The following is a 19778-nucleotide window of genomic DNA, read 5'->3' as shown; positions in this document are numbered from 1 at the left end:
TATAGCTGTTAGTTTTGTACTGTTTTGGTTAAGGAGTTATATTTAGCAACTTCGAGTAGATTTTAGCCTGACCTATGCGGAGTCGAAAGGTAGTCGAATTCACAGTAATTTTTGGTTATACATAGTTGTATTTCATTTTCAAATTCAAACGGTTCAGTATTCCCTATTACAATAATAATCAGCGATAAGATTATTTAGTATAACCCAATAATTTCCTTTTTTTAAATAGTTAAAATGTATTCGTTTGATTATTATATTATTGCAACTGTTCGTGTAAGAATAGTTGCAAATAATAATAGCAATCATTTAACATTTTAATAAGGTTCGTAAACAGTTTTTGTTATATCATCTGGGTGTTCCATTACTAGATTAGCACCTTCCTTATAGATGATGTATTCAACACCATAATTATTATTTACATGTTTAATTAAGTACTTATTATTTCCAATATTTTTCCATGTCCAACCTAATTCAGCCTCTATAAAACAATCATCTGGATAGTCAACAGAATCAATATAATTACTCAATATTGATTTATCTGCCTTATACTCATCATACCAAAATAGTAGACATTCATCTGGACTTACTTGGATGTCTGATTCATATTTTTCAATTAATTTCCATTTGCCGATTATTATATCATTAGAATTATCGTTGTCAGACGAACATGATAAAAATAAAAGGAGCCCAATAAAGAATGTAAGTAATAAATTCAGTTTTTTCATTAGTAATATTTGGATTTAAATGTTGTAAAAATTGTTTATATAAGAGATTTTTGGCTTTATTCTGCTTATTTGTTAAGGGATGCCTCAGTTTAGTTCTATTTATGTTCAAAGGTAATAATTCTTACAAAACTTAAGAAAATGAAAAGCCTATTCTTTTCTGAATAGGCTTTACCAACTAAAAATAAACATGCGTATTCTAGAAGCAATACGCGTTTTCTTCATTTAATTTATTTGCTATTTGAGTACGTAAGGCTACTACATTAGGCATGTTGTAGTACTTTGTAAAACGTTTTAACCCCATAAGCATCATACGTTGCTCGTCTCCTTCTGCAAAAGAAATAATTCCTTCTTTAGCATTTTTGGTAATAATATCTACTGCATTATACAAGTATAACTGCGTCATAGCTATTTGATGTTCTTGAGATTCTTGTCCAAATCTCTTAGCATTCTTCTCAGTTCTAAGTATTGCCGATTCTGCCATGTATATCTCTATTAGAATATTAGAAGCAGCTGTTAATAACTGTTGGTGTTTTTCTATATCTGGACCAAACTTTTGTATTGCTGCTCCAGCTACCATTAAAAACACCTTTTTAAGCTTTGCTATTAATTCTTTTTCTTCTGAAAATAATTCTGAGAAATCTGGAGTTTCAAAACTTGGTATACCCGTTAACTCATCGGCTACTTTCATGGCTGGATTTAATAAATCTACGTGCCCTTTCATAGCTTTCTTAATTAACATACCTACAGAAAGCATACGGTTAATTTCGTTAGTACCTTCGTAGATTCTTGCAATTCTAGCATCACGCCAAGCAGCTTCCATTGGAGTTTCTTCAGAGAATCCCATACCTCCAAATATTTGTATACCTTCGTCTGCACAATTCTGTACATCTTCAGAAACCGCTACTTTTAAAATAGAACATTCTATAGCATATTCTTCTACTCCTTTTAGCTCAGCTTCTTGGTGTGTGTTACCTGAAGCTTCACGTATTGCAATTCTATCTTCTATATTTTTAGCAGCTCTATAACTTGCAGATTCACCAACATAAGCGTTGGTTGCCATTTCTGCTAGCTTCAATTTTATAGCTCCAAACTCTGCAATAGGAGTTTTAAACTGCTTACGTTCTGTAGCGTATTTTACTGCTTCTGTAGTAATTCTTCTTTGAGAGTCTAAACAAGCAGCAGCCAATTTAATACGTCCTACATTAAGTGCATTCATAGCTATTTTAAATCCGTTACCTCTGGTAGATAACATATTTTCTACAGGTACAACCGTATCACTAAAGAAAACCTGGCGAGTAGAAGATGCTCTAATACCTAATTTGTGTTCTTCTTCTCCTAAAGTTACTCCGTTAGGATTATTTTTATCGTACTCTACAATAAAACCTGTAATGTTTTTATCGTCTTCTATACGAGCAAAAACAATCATAATATTACAGAAACCTGCATTAGAGATCCACATTTTCTGTCCGTTAATCTTATAGCTTTTACCGTCTTCAGAAAGTGTAGCGGTAGTTTTACCAGAATTAGCATCAGACCCAGCTCCTGGTTCTGTTAAGCAGTAAGCACCAAACCACTCTCCAGTAGCTAATTTAGGCACGTATTTTTTCTTTTGCTCTTCTGTACCATATAAAGTTATTGGCATAGTACCAATACCTGTGTGGGCACCAAAAGCTGTACTAAAAGAACCAGTACCACTAGAAATATAATCGCAAGTAAGCATTGTAGAAACAAATCCCATTCCTAATCCGCCATAAGCTTCTGGTACGGCAACTCCTAAAAAGCCTAATTCTCCTGCTTTACGCATTACCTCTTCGGTTAATGCATAATCTTTATTCTCGAACCTGTTTTTATGTGGAATAATTTCACGATCGTTAAACTCCTTAACCGCTTCCTTCATCATTTGTTGTTCCTCCGAAAAATCTTCGGGAGTAAACACATCTTCACAAGGTGTTTCTTTAACTAAAAATTGTCCGCCTCTTAATATATCTTTTTCTTCCATGATTATTTCTTGATTGATTATTTTAAAAATTCAAAAATTCCAGCAGCTCCTTGTCCGGTACCAACACACATAGTAACCATACCGTATTTGTTTTGCTGATTACGCTTGCGCATCTCATCAAATAACTGAACCGATAACTTAGCTCCTGTACAACCTAATGGGTGGCCCAAAGCAATAGCTCCTCCATTTACATTAATAATATCTGAGTTTAAATTTAGCTCTCTTATTACCGCTAAAGATTGAGAAGCAAATGCTTCATTCAATTCTATTAAATCGATGTCGTTTTGTTGTAATCCTGCTTGCTTCAATGCTTTAGGAATAGCTGCAACCGGACCAATACCCATAATTCTAGGCGGCACACCTGCTGCGGCATAACTTACCATTCTAGCAATAGGCTCAATGTTTAACTCTTTAACCATATCCTCACTCATTACCATTACAAAGGCAGCACCATCACTCATTTGAGACGAATTACCAGCTGTAACACTACCACCTTGAGCGAATACCGCTCTAAGTTTTGCAAGTGCTTCTTTGTTAGTTCCCTTTCTTGGTCCTTCATCTTTATTAACGGTATAAGATTTAGATACCTTTTTACCATTTTCATCTAAAAAGTTCTGATGTACAGTAATAGGAACTATTTGATCTTGAAAACGGTCTTCGGCTTGAGCCTTTAAGGCTTTCATATGCGAGTTGTAAGCAAACTCATCTTGATCTGTTCTGGATATGTTGAATTCGTTGGCTACTGCTTCTGCAGTATTTCCCATTCCCCAATAATAATCTTCATGACCAGCATTAATGATATCGTAATTTAACTCTGGTTTAAATCCTGTCATAGGTACAGAACTCATGCTTTCTGCCCCTCCAGCAATAATACAATCGGCCATACCAGCTTGTATTTTAGCAACAGCCATACCAATAGTTTCTAATCCTGAAGAGCAGAAACGGTTTACGGTAACTCCAGGAACATCTTCTACTTTTAATCCCATAAGAGATATTAAACGTCCCATGTTTAATCCTTGAGAACCTTCTGGCATTGCATTACCTACAATAACATCGTCAATTCGTTTTTTATCGAATTCTGGTAACTGTTTCATCATATAATCGATGGTCTCTGCAGCTAACTCATCGGCTCTTTTAAATCTGAACAATCCTTTAGGTGCTTTACCTACAGCTGTTCTATATCCTTTAACTATATATGCGGTTTTCATATTTTTAGTATTGAGTATTGAGATTATAGTATTGAGTAATTAATGTTATAACTTTTGTTGAAAAGCATAATTCATTTTTTGTATTTCAATACACAGTTCAATAATTGGTTGTACTTTATTTTTATCAATTAGGTTTAATTCTATTATTAAAATTAATTGTGTCTGTAATTCATATGCAGACCCATTTGCTACGCTTAAAAAGTGTTTAAATTCTTTTTGAGAATTCCTGCCAGCTCCTTCAGCTATATTAGAAGGAATTGAAGTAACACTCCTTTTTATTTGAGATGTTAGTCCGAATTTTTCAGATGAAGGTAATTCAGAAACTAATTGATAAGTTAGTTTAGCCAATAGAATTGACTTTTTCCAAATGATTAACTCTTCAACTTTATGCATTTCTAACTACTTATTACTAATATCTCAATACTAATCGCAATTACTAATTGCGAAGTGGTTTACCTTTTTTTAACATGTGTTCTAAACGCTCTAAGGTTTTTCGTTCTGTACATAAACTCATAAAAGCTTCTCTTTCTAGATCTAATAAATATTGTTCAGAAACTTTAGTAGGCTCAGATAAATCACCTCCAGCCATTACGTAAGCTAGTTTATTAGCAATTTTCTGATCATGCTCTGAGATATAATTACTTGCTTGCATAGAGTCTGTTCCTACTAAGAACATTCCTAAAGCTTGCTTTCCTAATACTTTTACATCTTTACGTCTTACCGGTTGAGTGTAACCAGACTCAGCCATTAATTTAGCGTGCGCTTTTGCAACAGCTATTTGTCTATCTTTGTTAACTACAACTAGGTCTTTTCCTTTTTGTAACAAACCTAAATCGTAAGCTTCATATGCAGAAGTTGCTACTTTAGCCATACCAACGGTCAAGAAGTATTCCTGTAATCTATTTAACTCAACATCTCCTTTAGCAAAAGTGTCTGATGCTCTTAAAGCCATTTCTTTAGAACCACCTCCACCTGGTATAACTCCTACACCAAATTCTACTAAACCAATGTAAGTCTCTGCAGCAGCTACTACTTTATCTGCATGTAAAGCCAACTCACATCCTCCTCCTAATGTCATTCCGTGAGGGGCGACAACGGTTGGAATAGATGAATAGCGTAAACGCATTGTGGTGTCTTGGAAATACTTAATAGCCATATTCATTTCATCATACTCTTGCTCTACGGCTAACATAAAAATCATTCCAATATTGGCACCTACAGAGAAATTAGCTCCTTGGTTTCCAATAACTAAACCTTGGTAATCTTTTTCAGCTAAATCAATTGCTTTATTAATTCCTGTTAAAACATCACCACCAATAGAATTCATTTTAGATTGGAATTCACAGTTTAAAATACCGTCTCCTAAATCTTCTACAACAACTCCAGAGTTTTTGTAAACTTCATTAGTTTTTCTAATATTATCTAAAATGATAAATGAATCTTGACCAGGTTTTTTCTTTTGAGACTTCGAAGCTATATCATAGCAATATGTAGCTCCGTCTTTTACTGTGTAAAAACTAGTATTACCAGCTTCAATCATATCTGTTACCCAAGCTGCTGGTTCATAACCTTCAGCCTTCATCATTTCAATAGCTTTTTCGACACCTATTGCATCCCAAATCTGGAAAGGACCGTGTTCCCAACCAAAACCTGCTTTCATAGCATCATCTATCTGGTATAAATTATCTGCTATTTCTGGTATTCTGTTAGATACATATGCAAATAAAGCTGATAAATTTTTTCGATAAAATTCACCTGCTTTATCTTTACCAGAAACTAAAACTTTAAAACGATCTATTACATTGTCTATTGACTTTGTTAATTCTAAGGTGGCAAAACTTGCTCTTTTTTTAGAACGATACTCTAAAGTGTTTAAGTCTAATGATAAGATCTCTTTTTTTCCTTCAGGGCTAACAGTTTTTTTATAAAATCCTTGTTTTGTTTTGCTTCCTAACCATTTATTCTCAATCATAGTGTCAATGAAGTCTGGAAGCTTGAACAAGTCATGTCTTTCGTCATTCGAGCAGTTTTCATAAATTCCATTAGCAACGTGTACTAAGGTATCTAATCCTACTACATCGACTGTTCGGAAAGTAGCCGATTTAGGTCTACCAATTACTGGTCCACTTAACTTATCAACTTCTTCAATAGTTAAGTCCATTTCCTTAACCATATGAAAAAGACTCATGATACTAAATATACCTATTCTGTTACCTATAAAGGCTGGAGTATCTTTAGCTACTACAGATGTTTTTCCTAAAAACTGCTCTCCGTAGCTATTTAAAAAGTCTAATACTTCTTGTGAGGTATTAGGACCAGGAATAATCTCGAATAATTTTAAGTATCTAGCTGGGTTAAAAAAGTGAGTTCCGCAGAAATGCTTTTGGAAGTCTTCACTTCTTCCTTCATTCATAAACTGAATAGGAATACCAGATGTATTAGTTGTAATTAATGTACCTGATTTTCTGTATTTTTCAATTTTTTCAAAAACAGATTTTTTAATGTCTAAACGCTCTACTACAACTTCTATAATCCAATCTACATCTGCTATTTTATGTAAATCATCTTCAAGGTTTCCAGTAGTAATTCTACTTGCAAAATCTTTATGATAAATAGGAGAGGGCTTCGATTTTAAAGCAGCAGTTAATTGATCGTTAACTAATCTGTTTCTAACCTCTTTATCCTCTAAGCTTAAACCTTTAGCGGTTTCTTTTTTATTGAGTTCTCGTGGTAGTATATCTAGCAATAAAACTTCTGTACCTATATTGGCAAAATGACAAGCAATTCCGCTTCCCATAATACCAGAACCAATAACGGCAACTTTTTTTATACGTCTTTGCATTTTATTGTTTTTTAACTTTTAGTGAAAATTTTTCTTTGTTGAATTAAATCGACTATATGGTTACTTACCTCATAAAAGGTATTTACTTTATCTTCTCCAATGGAATCAATTATGGTAGAATTAAAATCTATTACTTTTTCTTTAGATACGTTTCTCATTTCTTTACCGTACTCTGTTAAGAATATGAGAACGCCCCTACCATCATTTGGGTTTTTCTTTCTTAGTATTAACCCTTTTTCTTCCATGTTTTTAAGTGTACGAGACAAGCTAGTTGCCTCCATACCCATTTTTGGACCTAGTGAAGTAGAAGGGGTTCCTTCTTTATCAATATTAAGAAGGGTAAAAGCTATAGCCATTGTTGCACCATATTTACTAGCTTCTTCATTATAAAGCTTTGCCACAGCTTGCCATGTTGCTCGCAACACATGATCAATTGTTTTATTGTCAGTCATTTAGTAAATTTTTGTATATTTATTTTCGACTTATGCATTCAAATATACAAAAAAATACTATGCATGCATAATATGATTGTTAAAATTTTTAATTGACTTTACTGTAAAAAAATAAGCCTCCAAATTGGAGGCTTATTTTTTAATGACCATATATTTTATTATATAAATCGATGTATTTTTCTTTAATGATCTTACGTTTCATTTTCATGGTAGGAGTAAGATGTCCCGCTTCTATACTCCATACATCAGGAGTTAATTCGAAACGTTTAACTTGTTCCCATTTACCAAATTTCACATTGTGTTCATCAATTTCTTTTTGAATTCTATCGATAAGTTGTTGGTTGCTAATCTGATCTTGAGGAGTGTTACCTAAGTCAATATTATGTATTTCAGCCCAATCTGTTATGAATTCAAAATTCGGTTGAATTAAAGCGGCAGGCATTTTTTCTCCATCACCTACAACCATTATTTGTTCTATAAAGCGTGATTGTTTGAATTGATTTTCTAAAACTTGAGGAGCTACATACTTACCACCTGAAGTTTTAAACATTTCTTTTTTACGATCGGTAATTTTTAAGAAGCCATCACTGTCTATCTCTCCAATATCTCCAGTATGGAAATACCCATCTTTTAAAACTTCTGCAGTTTTTTCAGCATCTTTATAATAACCTTGCATTACTTGAGGTCCTTTTACCAAGATTTCTCCATCTTCGGCAATTTTAACCTCTGTTTCTGGTAATAATTTACCGACTGTACCGATTTTAAAGCCTCTATTGCGTTCGTCATTTACAGATACTACTGGAGATGTTTCGGTAAGGCCGTATCCTTCCATAACAGGAATATCAGCAGCTCTAAATACTCTAGCTAAACGAGGTTGTAAAGCGGCACTACCAGAAGCAATTACTTTTAAATTTCCACCAAGTGCTTCTTGCCACTTAGAAAAGATTAATTTTCTAGCAATTTTGAGTTTGAACTCGTACCATGATCCATTAGCGCCATAAGGCTCATATTCTAACCCTAAATCTATAGCCCAGAAAAATAATTTTTTCTTGATACCAGTTAAATCTGCTCCTTTAGCATATATTTTATCATAAACCTTTTCTAAAAGTCTAGGAACAGCAGTCATTACTTCTGGACTTATTTCTTTTAAGTTATCACTTATCGTTTCTAAAGATTCGGCAAAATAAATACTTACTCCAAAGTATTGGTACATATATAATAGCATTCTTTCGTATATGTGACAGACAGGAAGAAAACTTAATGCTTTTGCATTACCTTCAGCTACTGGTACTCTTGTGGCACTGTTCATAGCATTGCTAACAATATTCTTATGGCTTAACATAACACCTTTTGGTCTACCTGTAGTTCCAGATGTATATATTAATGTAGCCAGATCGTTTTCTGTTACAGCATTCTTTCTCTCTTCTACTTCGTTTTGATTGCTATCATCTTTACCGAGATCTAGAACCTCAGTCCAGTTTTTACATCCATCAATAGTGTCAAAACAATATACTTCTTTTAGGCTAGGTACATTTTTTTTGATAGCATTTATTTTTTCTAGTACTTCTTTACAAGAAACAAAACAATAACTAGCTTCACTATGATTTAACACATACTCGTAATCTTCTTTGCTAATAGTAGGGTAAATAGGAACATCTTGTGCTCCTGTTTGTAATATACCTATATCACATATGTTCCATTCGGTTCTATTTGTCATAGATATAATAGCTACTTTGTCATTAGCTTTTACACCTAATCTTAATAAACCTCTACTAATAGCATTTGCTTTATCTATATATTCCTGTGTAGAAGTAGCAATCCATTCTCCGTTATATTTAGTTACTAAAGCATTGCTTAAGTTGTATTTTTCTAACTGATGATAAGGGAAGTCAAAAAGACGCGTAATTTTGGTCATATTGGTTTGAAGTTAGTTTGTGAACTATGCAAATTATAAAAAAGAGTATACTTTTCAAATAAATAAGTAAATAAAAACTAAGTAATGAATAGTATATATTTATAATTTATATTCAAAAATATAATCATCCATTATAAAACCATTGCCTATATCAAAGTCTTCTTCAGCTATAATTTCAAAACCAAATTTATTATATGCCCTTATGCCTTTTTCATTTCCTCTATTAACTGTTAAATAAACTGCCGAGCAATTATTGTTTTGAGCATAGTTTATTACTCGGTTTAATGAAAGTTTCCCTAAACCTAGTCCCTGGGCAGAACTTTTTAAATATATTTTACTTAAAAACACCCGATTGTCTTCTTTTATAACATAAGCTAAATATCCAATAACTTCATTGTTGTGTTTTATGAACTCCCAAACAAAACCCTCTTCTATATCTTTTTGAATACGCCCAGGGTTATACATTAAATTAAGCATATAATCTATTTGTTCTTGAGAGATCATGTCTTGATAATTATCGTTCCAGATTTGTGTAGCTAGATTGAAAACTTGCTGAAAATTATTTTCTATAGAAATGAATTGATGCATAAGAAGAAGTTTTAGAGATATTGTAAAGATAAAAAAGACCTTACAGAAAGGTAAGGTCTTTAAATTTATAAACTTTTATGATTGATAAAGTATTAATTATTTTCAATCCATTTTCTAGCATTCACGAAAGCTTCTAACCAAGGAGAAACTTCATCTTTTCTACCGTCTACATAATGAGCCCAGTTCCATTGGAAAATAGAACGTTCAATATGTGGCATAGTAACTAAATGCCTACCGTCTTTAGAACTCATCATCGCTACGTTATAATCAGATCCGTTAGGGTTAGCTGGATAACCATTGTAACCATATTTGGCAGCTATTTCATAATTAGCTTCATCTTCTGGCAAGTTAAATTTACCTTCACCGTGAGAAATCCAAACTCCTAATTTTGTTCCAGCTAAAGATTTTAACATCACCGAGTTGTTCTCTTGAATGGTTACAGAGGTAAAGTTACTCTCGTGTTTTTGTGAATCGTTATGGATTAATTTACCATGAACATCATGATCAGGGTTAATTAAATCTAACTCCATCCATAATTGTGCTCCGTTACAAATACCTACCGATAAGGTGTCTTTTCTAGCAAAGAAATTCTTTAGCGCCGTATTTGCTTTTTCGTTGTATTTAAATGCTCCAGCCCATCCTTTAGCAGAACCTAAAACATCTGAGTTAGAGAATCCTCCAACAGCACCAATAAACTGAATGTCTTCTAAAGTTTCACGACCCGATATTAAATCGGTCATATGAACATCCTTTACATCAAAACCAGCTAGATACATAGCGTTTGCCATTTCTCTTTCCGAGTTCGATCCTTTTTCACGAATAATAGCAGCCTTTGGCCTATCTCCTTTAGGAGTTCCAATAGCATCAGCTAATTTACCAGTAAAGTGAGTAGGGAAGGTGTAATCTAAAGCTTGATACTTATAGTTGATGAAACGCTCTTCTGCTTTATTATTAGCACATTGCTTAGCGTCTAATAAAGCCGATGTTCTAAACCAAGTATCACGTAATTCAGAAACATTAAAATTGAAAGCTTCTGTATGGTTGATAATATTTACTTCGTTAGTATTGGTTACCTCACCAATATTGAAGAATTCTACATTGTTATGAGTCAATACTTCTTCTATACTAGAATCAGCTTGTAAAACAATACCGTTATTTTCAGCAAATAATACTTTAATTGAATCTGCTTCATCTAGTTTAGTTAAGTCTAGGTTTGCTCCAATATTGTTTGATGCAAAACATAATTCTAACAAAGTGGTAATTAAACCACCAGAAGCAACATCATGTCCTGCAACAATTTTATTATCTTTTATTAAGTTTTGTATAGTGTTGAATGCTGTTTTGAATTTAGCAGCATCTTTAATAGTAGATGTTTCGTTTCCTATTTTATTGACTACTTGAGCAAATGAAGATCCGCCTAACTTAAAATTATCTTGAGATAAGTTAATATAATAAACGTTTCCTTTACCTGCTTTAAAAACAGGTTCAACTACTTTGTTAATATCATTACAGTTAGCAGCAGCAGAAATAACAACAGTACCAGGAGAAATTACTTCCTCGTTAGGGTATTTCTGTTTCATTGATAAAGAATCTTTACCGGTAGGAACGTTAATACCTAATTCGATAGCAAAATCTGAAATGCCTTTTACGGCTTTGTATAAACGAGCGTCTTCTCCTTCGTTTTTACAAGGCCACATCCAGTTAGCTGAAAGCGAAACCGATTGTAACCCGTCTTTTAAAGGAGCCCAAATAATATTTGATAATGATTCTGCAATGGCATTTCTACTACCTGCCAGAGGATCAATTAAAGCACTAACAGGAGCGTGACCTATAGAAGTTGCAATTCCTTCAGTAGATTTATAATCTAAAGCCATTACACCAACATTGTTTAATGGTAGTTGTAATGGTCCGGCACATTGTTGTTTAGCAACTCTACCACCAACACATCTATCTACTTTGTTAGTTAACCAATCTTTACAAGCAACTGCTTCTAATTGTAGCACTTGCTCTAAATATTCGTTAATGTTTTTTACATCGTAGTTTAGGTCGTCGTAGTTTCTAGTAACAGAAGAATCGGTCATGATGGTTTTAGGAGAACTACCAAACATATCTGATAATTCTAAATCCATAGGCTTTTCACCGTTTGTAGCCGATTCAAAAGTAAAGCGATCGTCATTAGTAACATCACCAACTTCGTACATAGGAGAACGTTCTCTTTCTGCTATACGTTGTAAGGTGTCAATATTATCTTTACTAATAACTAATCCCATACGTTCTTGAGACTCATTACCAATAATTTCTTTAGCCGACAACGTAGGGTCACCGACAGGTAATTTATCTAAGTCTATTTTACCTCCAGTTTCTTCTACTAATTCTGAAAGACAGTTTAAGTGTCCACCAGCTCCGTGATCGTGAATAGAAACAATAGTATTTATATCGCTTTCTACCATTCCTCTAACAGCGTTAGCAGCACGTTTTTGCATTTCTGGGTTAGAACGTTGTATAGCATTTAACTCGATTCCTGAGCTAAACTCTCCAGTATCTGCAGAAGATACTGCAGCACCACCCATACCAATTCGGTAGTTTTCACCACCTAATATTACTATTTTGTCTCCATTTTCTGGAGTATCTTTTAATGCTTGTTCTGCCTTACCATAACCAATACCTCCGGCTTGCATAATAACTTTGTCAAAGCCTAATTTTCTAGCATCTTCTTCATGTTCAAAAGTTAATACAGAACCAGTAATTAATGGTTGACCAAATTTATTACCAAAATCTGATGCTCCATTAGACGCTTTAATTAAGATATCCATTGGTGTTTGGTATAACCATTTACGCTCATCCATTGCTTGTTCCCAAGGTCTGTTTTCTTCTAAACGAGAGTAAGATGTCATATAAACTGCAGTTCCTGCTAAAGGTAAAGAACCTTTTCCTCCTGCTAAACGATCTCTAATTTCTCCTCCAGATCCAGTTGCTGCACCATTAAAAGGTTCTACTGTAGTAGGGAAGTTGTGTGTTTCTGCTTTTAACGAGATTACTGATTCGAATTCTTTTTCTTCGTAGTAATCTGGTTTGTCAGCACTTTTAGGAGCAAACTGAGTTGCTTTAGGCCCTTTAATAAAAGCGACATTATCTTTATACGCAGAAACAATATTGTTAGGATTTTCTGCAGATGTTTTCTTTATTAATTTGAATAAAGAAGAAGGCATTTCTTCTCCATCTATAACAAATGTACCGTTAAATATTTTGTGTCGACAGTGTTCTGAATTTACTTGAGAGAATCCAAATACTTCAGAGTCGGTTAGTTTTCTACCTATTTTAGTAGCTAAACCTTCTAAGTATTCAACTTCTTCATCACTTAAAGCTAAACCTTCCTGCTGGTTATAAGCAGCAATGTCTGTTATTTCAATGATTTCTTCTGGTTGAATATCTATGGTGTAGATATCTTGATTTAACCCATTAAATTTTTGAGAAAGCATAGGGTCGAAATCTGAAAAATCTTCAGAAACGCTTTGATATTCTTCAATTCTAATGATTTTATCGATACCCATATTTTGAGTAATCTCAGTAGCATTAGTACTCCAAGGAGATATCATAGCGGCACGAGGACCAACAAAAAAGGCGTCAAGAGACGCCGCGTTTATTTTAGGTTGGTTACCAAATAACCAAGTTAACTTTTCAATAGTTTCGTTTGAAAGTTCGCTAGTAGTCTGGACTGCGAATACTTTTGTTGAGATGTTTCCAAAGAAATGAATCATTGTAACGATTTTGTTGTGTTGTTATTTCGAAAGTGCAAAAATACATTTTTGTTTGATTATTACCCATAAAAAAAGCGACTAAAAATAGTCGCTTTTAAGAATTGTTAAAAATATAAATTAGTTTGCTGCAGCTAATTCGTTTTTTAAGATTGTGACCTTGGCATCTTTAACTTCTTGCCAATTACCACTTGTGTCTAAGTACGAAAAGCTAGCGGTTCCTTTTTGCCAGTTGTCTTCTAATACCATGCGTAATTTGGTGTTTGGCATTAGAACAGGTCCAATTCCTCCATGAGGAGGCCATTTTATAGTAGGGTAGCCTTCTGCAGTAACTAAAATATGAGAGTTATTAGGCATAACAGTCATGTAAGTATAGTCTCCAGATAAAGTAGTGTTAATTTGTAAAGGTGGGTTAATAGATCCATTTGTTATTTGACCTTGTCCATTTACTCTTTCGTTTGGAGTAGATACAGTTAAATGTACTTCGAAAGAAGGAGCCCCTAATAAATCTGTTGAAATTTCATACGATACAATAAATAATCCAGTTTTCATGTTTTTACTTTTAAGATTAGTAGTAAAACAAACTTAAATTCTTATTACATGAAAAAGAGGCGTTGATACTCGTGTTATTATAAATGGGGGTTAATACCTGGTTAGATTTTAATTGTTAGTTCTTTTACAGAGCCAGGTTGTAGTTTTTTTAATTTACCTTTTCCTAGTGTATAATTTGCAATTCCAACCCTTACTAAACGCAAAACTGGATGACCTATTGCAGCACACATTTTTCGTACTTGACGGTATTTTCCTTCGGTAAGAGTAACTTGTAGCCAACAGTATTCTTTATGACTATAGGTTATAATATTTGGGACTCGAATTGGTAATAAAGAAACTTCTTTTAGTTTTTTAACTTTAGCCCTATCTGTTTGGTGTTTTTTTCCTTTGATACTTATAGTAAGTCCGTTTCTAAACTTTTTAAGAGACTCCTCTGAAGGAATACCTTCTACGAAAACCCAATAAATTTTAGGTTTTTTGTTTTTAGGGTTGAGTAACTTTTGGTTTAAGCTTTTGTCATTTGTTAAAATTAATAAACCTTCGCTATCAGAATCTAATCTGCCCACTGGATAGACGTCTTTAGGGAAGTCAAACTCTAAATCAGCAAGTGTGTTGTGGTGCTCAGCTTCTTTTGTAAATTGACTGAGCATGTTGAAAGGTTTGTATATGATATAAGTATTACTCATTCGTTTTCAAAAGTAGTGATTTGCGGTCGCTTTACTAGAACATTTTTTATATTTTCGAAGTGTAAAATTATTAAGAGTATTAATGGTTAAATTAATTTTTATAAATAATTAAAGAAAATATTTCAGACAGGTTACAAGAAGGTAACAAGCGTTTTGTTATAGCTAGCTTAGACTCTGGAATAGTAGATTTTTTTTATAAGATTATATTTCATAAATAAGAAAGGGTTAGCAAACTGCTAACCCTTTCTTATTTATAGTTAATAAAGCTTGTTACTTCTTTATTAGTTTTTTGATAGCAGAACTGTTTTTATTTTCGATTTGAACGAAATACATCCCATTATTTAATTGAGATAAATTTAGTCTAGAAGTGTTTTCTAGAACTGTTTTTTCAAATACTTTTTTACCCAATACATCAAAAATTAACACATTTGAATTCTGAGCATTTTTAATAGTAAGAATATTGTTGTTTAATGGGTTAGGGAACATGCTAAACTCATTATTCGTATTAGAGAAATCTTCTGTAGCTAAAACGCTTCCCCATATTTGTGCAACATATAATGGGTTGTCTATAAAAGGATTTCTGTTATTCTGGTGATTGTAAATATCATTATTTCTGTCAATTTCTTTTTGACTTACGGGGTCGTTAATATGCCAGCTGTACAGCATGTCTAAAGCCCATTGTTCAAAAACTTTATTAGAACTACCATCTAACATACTATCACCATCAGAGTCATTTGTTTCCCATGTAGCAATTTCATCTTCGTAACGCACGGCTACATAAAATAAACCTCTTGCGATATCTCCTTTAAATTCATCAGCTGGTTCGAAAACTTGTCCAGTTGGTCCGGCGATACTACTTGTACCTCTTTGAGAACCATTATTAGACGTGTAATTGGCAGTAGCAACCTCACCATATGCTAAATTCCCTCTTTCTGCATTAACTTTTTTATCACTAGGTAGTACATGAAAAGCATCTGCTCTCATAGGATGTGTACTTCCATCTCCATACCAACTTCTAGGAAAGGTATGTTCTCGGTTGTATTTATCACATTCAGTACCACCACCTGTACCAGAGTCTTGATCGGTACCAAAAACAAAATTACATTGGCTATAAACTTCCCAAACATAACCATCTGTTCTATCGTCAGAAGTTTGATATAATGTCCATAATGACGAATAAGACTGTGGCATGTGTAAATACTCGTTTACTGTGATCTCAGGGTCATTAGCATCATTCACAATTCTTTTTAATTGTGTTTTTAGCGTGTAACCAGTTCCCGTTGCATGGTCGTAATAACCAGTTGGTATTTGAGCTTGAGCAACTAAGCCCACCATAAGTAATAATAGGGTAATTTTTTTCATATATAAGTAATTAAATAAAAGAGATGAAAACCACTAAATCTCTTAGTTGTTATTTTTTGCGTTCTAGTAAAGCCATATAAAAGCCATCGTATCCGCTTTGCGAAGATAGTACTTTTTTATCTGAAATAAATGTAAAATCCTCATTAGAAGCAAGAAAAGCTTTTACTTGATTCTGATTTTCTGAAGGTAAAACCGAACAGGTAGCGTATACTAACTTTCCGCCTGGCTTAACCATTCTAGAATAACTCACTAAAATTTCTTGTTGAACTTTTCTAATATTATCTAAAAATTCAGGTTGTAATTTCCATTTAGAATCTGGATTACGTCTTAAAACACCTAAACCACTACATGGAGCATCAATTAAAACCCTATCTGCTTTTCCTATTAACTTTTTTATAGGTTTAGTAGAATCAATAACTCTAGTATCTACATTGTGAACGCCACCTCTTCTGGCACGAACTTTTAACTTTTTTAATTTACTTTCGTAAATATCCATGGCAATTAGTTGGCCTTTGTTTTCCATTAAAGAGGCTAAGTGCAATGTTTTACCACCAGCTCCTGCACAAGTATCTACTACTTTCATACCAGGTTTTACATCGAGGTAAGCAGCTACTAATTGTGAAGAAGCGTCTTGTACTTCGAACCAACCATTTTTAAAAGCTTCTGTTTTAAAAACATTGGCTCTTTCTACTAATTTAATAGCGTCTGGGTGATCAGGTAAGGTAACAGTATCTATGTTTTCTTCTTTTAGCTTATTTTGTAGATCTTTTTTGTTTGTTTTTAACGTATTAACTCTTAAAATAACTTCAGCTTGCTTGTTTAGCATAGCTAATTCTTTAGTCCATTTCTCTTCTCCTAACTCTTCAACTCCTAATTCATCAATCCAATCAGGTACAGACTCTCTAAACTTTCTAATTTTTGATAATTCGTCAAAGCGTCCTTTTATTCTTCTTGAAGGAGTAGGTTCTATCTGATTCCAATCTGGTAAAGGAATACCTTTTAATACACACCATACAGAAAATAATCTCCATAGATTAGGACGAGAATATGGAGCATTCACTTCAGCTATTTCAGCATATAATCTTTGCCATCTAACGATTTCGTAAATGGTTTCTGCAACAAATTTACGGTCTCTAGAACCCCAACGTTTGTCTCTTCTTAGCGCTTTTTCAACAGCTTTATCTGCATAAACACCTTCATTAAAAATATCTCTAATGCTATCTATTACTGCAAAGGTTAAATTTCTGTGTAATCTCATATTCTGTAATTAAAAGATAGAAACACTTATTTAATGCTTCATGAATCCTGATATTATAAAAATAACAGTCTGCAAAAGTATTGTATATTTACCGAAAACCTACATAATGAAGCAAATATTATTCTTAAGTACATTATCAATTTTCTTCTTTTCTTGTAAAAAAGAAGAAAAGAAACCTTTAAAGAAGTTTATTTCAGAAGTTTCTATTTTACAGGAGGCTAAAATAGACTCTGTTAGTATTAGGGCTATTGAGGTTATAGATAATGGTGTTTATTATGCTGCGAGTAATGGTTCTTTCGGAACTTTATCTGAAGAGGGAAAAGTTGGAATTATTGGTAAATATGTTAAAGATAGTATTGTTCCTTCTTTTAGGTCTATTGCTTATTCAGGTAAAAACCTATTTATGTTAAGTGTTTCAAATCCAGCATTGTTATATAGGTTTACTAAGAATGATAAAATTAATTCTTTTTATGAATCTGATTTGGTTTATGAAGAATATGGAGAGAAAGTATTTTACGATAGCATGAAGTTCTGGAATGAAAAAGAAGGAATTGCTATAGGTGATGAAATAAACGGATGTATGTCGGTTATTATTACAAGAGATGGTGGGGCGACTTGGAAAAAATTATCTTGCGATGTTTTGCCTGCTATGAAAGAAGGAACTGGTGCTTTTGCAGCGAGTAATACCAACATTGCAATAGTAGATGATAAAACGTGGATGATTACTGGAGGTAAGGAAAGTGTTGTGCTTTACAGCCCTGATAGAGGAGAAACTTGGAGTAAAATAAATACGCCAATTATACAGGGAGGGGCTACTCAAGGAATGTACAGTGTTGATTTTTATGATGATAAGAATGGATTTGCTATAGGTGGAGCTTATGACAAGCCAAATGATAGCTTAGCGAATAAAGTTCGTACTCAGGATGGAGGTAAAACTTGGAAAGTAGTTGCTAGCGAAAAAACTCCTGGGTATAGAAGTTGTGTGCAATACATACCAAACAGTAGTGCACAAGAATTAGTAGCTGTAGGTTTTAAAGGGATAACTTATTCTAATGATGCGGGAGAAAATTGGAAACAACTATCTAATGAACCCTTTTATACAATTCGTTTTGTAAACGATTCTATTGCTTTTGCAGCTGGTAAAGGAAGGATTTCCAAATTATTGTTTAAGTAATATTATTTTTGAACAACAAATATTGCTGGGCGCTTATGAAAGTCTAGTTTTATATGTTTCCACTCTTTTGCTGTTCTAGTTAAGATTACTTCAGAAGGTAAGGTTAAATCGCAGGCTACACATATTTGAGTATTTCCTTGTAAGGTACTACATAGGTCTTCTAGCATTTTATTATTCCTGTATGGGGTTTCTATAAAAATTTGTGATTGATTATAATCGCCAGATAGTTTTTCTAACTTTTTAATAGCAGCCTTTCTTTCACTTTTATCAATAGGTAGGTACCCGTTAAAAGCAAAGCTTTGCCCGTTAAATCCTGACCCCATCATAGCTAACAAAATAGAAGAAGGGCCAACTAGAGGTCTTACTTGAATGTTTTTCTCATGAGCTATTCTAACAACATCTGCTCCTGGGTCTGCTATAGCAGGGCATCCTGCTTCAGAAAGCAAACCAACTACTTTTCCTTTTAAGCAAGAATTTAAAAAAGAAGGAATTTCGGCAGGATCAGTAAATTTATTTAATGGGTGTAAAATTAAATCTGGTTGAGATTTTTTAGGACTTACTCTTTTAATGAATCGGCGTGCCGTTTTTTCATTTTCAACAATAAACTCATTAGTCATTTCTAATACATTCTTTATAGAAATGGGTAATACTTCTAAAGGTTCGGTATCTCCTAAAGTAGTTGGTATTAAATATAATTTTCCAGTTAATTCCATCTTTATTGTTGTGTTTTATAGTTTAGTTTCAGCAATTACTTGGCAAGCTTCATCTAGCATTTGGTATACATTTTCAAATCCTTGATCACCTCCATAATAAGGGTCCGGAACTTCTAGGTTCATTCCTGGATTAGCTTCATTAAGAATTAGCTTTACTTTTTCTTTGTCTGTACTAGAATTTGCTAGTTTTAAAATATTATTCTTGTTAGAAATATCCATTGCATAGATAATGTCAAATTTTTCAAAATCAGACTTGGTAAAAGCTCTGCTTCTCTGATCTGTTAAATCTATACCATATTTTTTTGCTACCTGAATAGATCTTCTGTCAGGTAATTCTCCAGCATGATATGCAGAGGTTCCAGCAGAGTCAACAAGAATTTCTTCTGAGTTTACTTTAGATTTTAAGATACCTTCCGCTAAAGGAGAACGACAGATGTTGCCAAGACAAACCATTAATATTTTTTTCTGCATATCAAAGTGGTGTTAAGTTGTATAAAAATAACTTTATTAGGTCATAAAAAAAAACCATCAACGTTAAGATGATGATTT

Annotated in this window: 16 protein-coding genes; 1 reads left to right on the top strand and 15 read right to left on the bottom strand. The window is 33.3% G+C overall.

Features of this window, described 5'->3' with window-relative positions:
* Window positions 1-314: 314 nt before the first annotated feature.
* The 13 genes from ACFQ1O_RS02225 to ACFQ1O_RS02165 all read right to left on the bottom strand — a co-directional run bounded on the left by ACFQ1O_RS02225 (window position 315) and on the right by ACFQ1O_RS02165 (window position 17342).
* Window positions 315-725, bottom strand: coding sequence for a hypothetical protein (locus ACFQ1O_RS02225; protein WP_377712862.1), 411 nt, complete (start codon window positions 723-725; stop codon window positions 315-317).
* A 196-nt stretch (window positions 726-921) separates the two neighbouring features.
* Window positions 922-2724 carry an acyl-CoA dehydrogenase family protein gene (locus tag ACFQ1O_RS02220; protein WP_377712860.1) on the bottom strand — a complete coding sequence of 601 codons (1803 nt, stop codon included), beginning with the start codon at window positions 2722-2724 and terminating at the stop codon, window positions 922-924.
* A 17-nt stretch (window positions 2725-2741) separates the two neighbouring features.
* On the bottom strand, window positions 2742-3932 hold the full coding sequence (locus ACFQ1O_RS02215) for an acetyl-CoA C-acyltransferase (protein WP_377712858.1): 1191 nt from the start codon (window positions 3930-3932) through the stop codon (window positions 2742-2744).
* 45 nt (window positions 3933-3977) lie between these two features.
* Complete coding sequence (locus ACFQ1O_RS02210) at window positions 3978-4325, bottom strand: four helix bundle protein (protein ID WP_377712855.1); 348 nt, start codon at window positions 4323-4325, stop codon at window positions 3978-3980.
* A gap of 43 nt (window positions 4326-4368) precedes the next feature.
* Complete coding sequence (locus ACFQ1O_RS02205; RefSeq protein WP_377712852.1) at window positions 4369-6774, bottom strand: 3-hydroxyacyl-CoA dehydrogenase/enoyl-CoA hydratase family protein; 2406 nt, start codon at window positions 6772-6774, stop codon at window positions 4369-4371.
* An 11-nt stretch (window positions 6775-6785) separates the two neighbouring features.
* Window positions 6786-7226: a MarR family winged helix-turn-helix transcriptional regulator gene (locus ACFQ1O_RS02200; protein WP_377712850.1), complete on the bottom strand. Its 441-nt coding sequence runs from the start codon at window positions 7224-7226 to the stop codon at window positions 6786-6788.
* Window positions 7227-7365: 139 nt separating this feature from the next.
* Window positions 7366-9141, bottom strand: a complete 1776-nt coding sequence (locus ACFQ1O_RS02195; RefSeq protein ID WP_377712848.1) for an AMP-dependent synthetase/ligase — start codon at window positions 9139-9141, stop codon at window positions 7366-7368.
* A gap of 99 nt (window positions 9142-9240) precedes the next feature.
* Window positions 9241-9729, bottom strand: coding sequence for a GNAT family N-acetyltransferase (locus ACFQ1O_RS02190; RefSeq protein WP_377712846.1), 489 nt, complete (start codon window positions 9727-9729; stop codon window positions 9241-9243).
* Window positions 9730-9821: 92 nt separating this feature from the next.
* Complete coding sequence (gene purL, locus ACFQ1O_RS02185; protein ID WP_377712844.1) at window positions 9822-13487, bottom strand: phosphoribosylformylglycinamidine synthase; 3666 nt, start codon at window positions 13485-13487, stop codon at window positions 9822-9824.
* Window positions 13488-13604: 117 nt separating this feature from the next.
* Window positions 13605-14036: a DUF1842 domain-containing protein gene (locus tag ACFQ1O_RS02180; protein WP_377712842.1), complete on the bottom strand. Its 432-nt coding sequence runs from the start codon at window positions 14034-14036 to the stop codon at window positions 13605-13607.
* Between the two features lie 101 nt (window positions 14037-14137).
* On the bottom strand, window positions 14138-14722 hold the full coding sequence (locus ACFQ1O_RS02175) for a pseudouridine synthase (RefSeq protein ID WP_377712840.1): 585 nt from the start codon (window positions 14720-14722) through the stop codon (window positions 14138-14140).
* A 270-nt stretch (window positions 14723-14992) separates the two neighbouring features.
* A complete protein-coding gene (locus ACFQ1O_RS02170) occupies window positions 14993-16084 on the bottom strand; it encodes an endonuclease (protein ID WP_377712838.1) in 1092 nt (363 codons plus the stop codon).
* Window positions 16085-16133: 49 nt separating this feature from the next.
* Window positions 16134-17342 carry an RsmB/NOP family class I SAM-dependent RNA methyltransferase gene (locus tag ACFQ1O_RS02165; protein WP_377712836.1) on the bottom strand — a complete coding sequence of 403 codons (1209 nt, stop codon included), beginning with the start codon at window positions 17340-17342 and terminating at the stop codon, window positions 16134-16136.
* A 106-nt stretch (window positions 17343-17448) separates the two neighbouring features.
* Between ACFQ1O_RS02165 and ACFQ1O_RS02160 the strand changes: the two genes are divergently transcribed.
* Entirely contained in the window at window positions 17449-18516 is a 1068-nt protein-coding gene (locus ACFQ1O_RS02160) for a WD40/YVTN/BNR-like repeat-containing protein (RefSeq protein WP_377712834.1), read from the top strand.
* A 2-nt stretch (window positions 18517-18518) separates the two neighbouring features.
* Here the strand turns inward: ACFQ1O_RS02160 and ACFQ1O_RS02155 are convergent, their stop codons facing one another.
* Together ACFQ1O_RS02155 and ACFQ1O_RS02150 are read right to left on the bottom strand one after the other, a co-directional pair.
* Window positions 18519-19229 (bottom strand): SAM-dependent methyltransferase, encoded by a 711-nt coding sequence (locus tag ACFQ1O_RS02155; RefSeq protein ID WP_377712832.1) that lies wholly within the window; start codon window positions 19227-19229, stop codon window positions 18519-18521.
* Between the two features lie 15 nt (window positions 19230-19244).
* Complete coding sequence (locus ACFQ1O_RS02150) at window positions 19245-19700, bottom strand: low molecular weight protein-tyrosine-phosphatase (RefSeq protein ID WP_377712830.1); 456 nt, start codon at window positions 19698-19700, stop codon at window positions 19245-19247.
* Window positions 19701-19778: the final 78 nt, after the last annotated feature.

The sequence above is a fragment of the Pseudofulvibacter geojedonensis genome (genome assembly GCF_042675745.1).
Taxonomy (GTDB): domain Bacteria; phylum Bacteroidota; class Bacteroidia; order Flavobacteriales; family Flavobacteriaceae; genus Pseudofulvibacter; species Pseudofulvibacter geojedonensis.
Note: the sequence above shows the minus strand (reverse complement) of the source record. Positions and strands in the feature narration are given on the sequence as shown.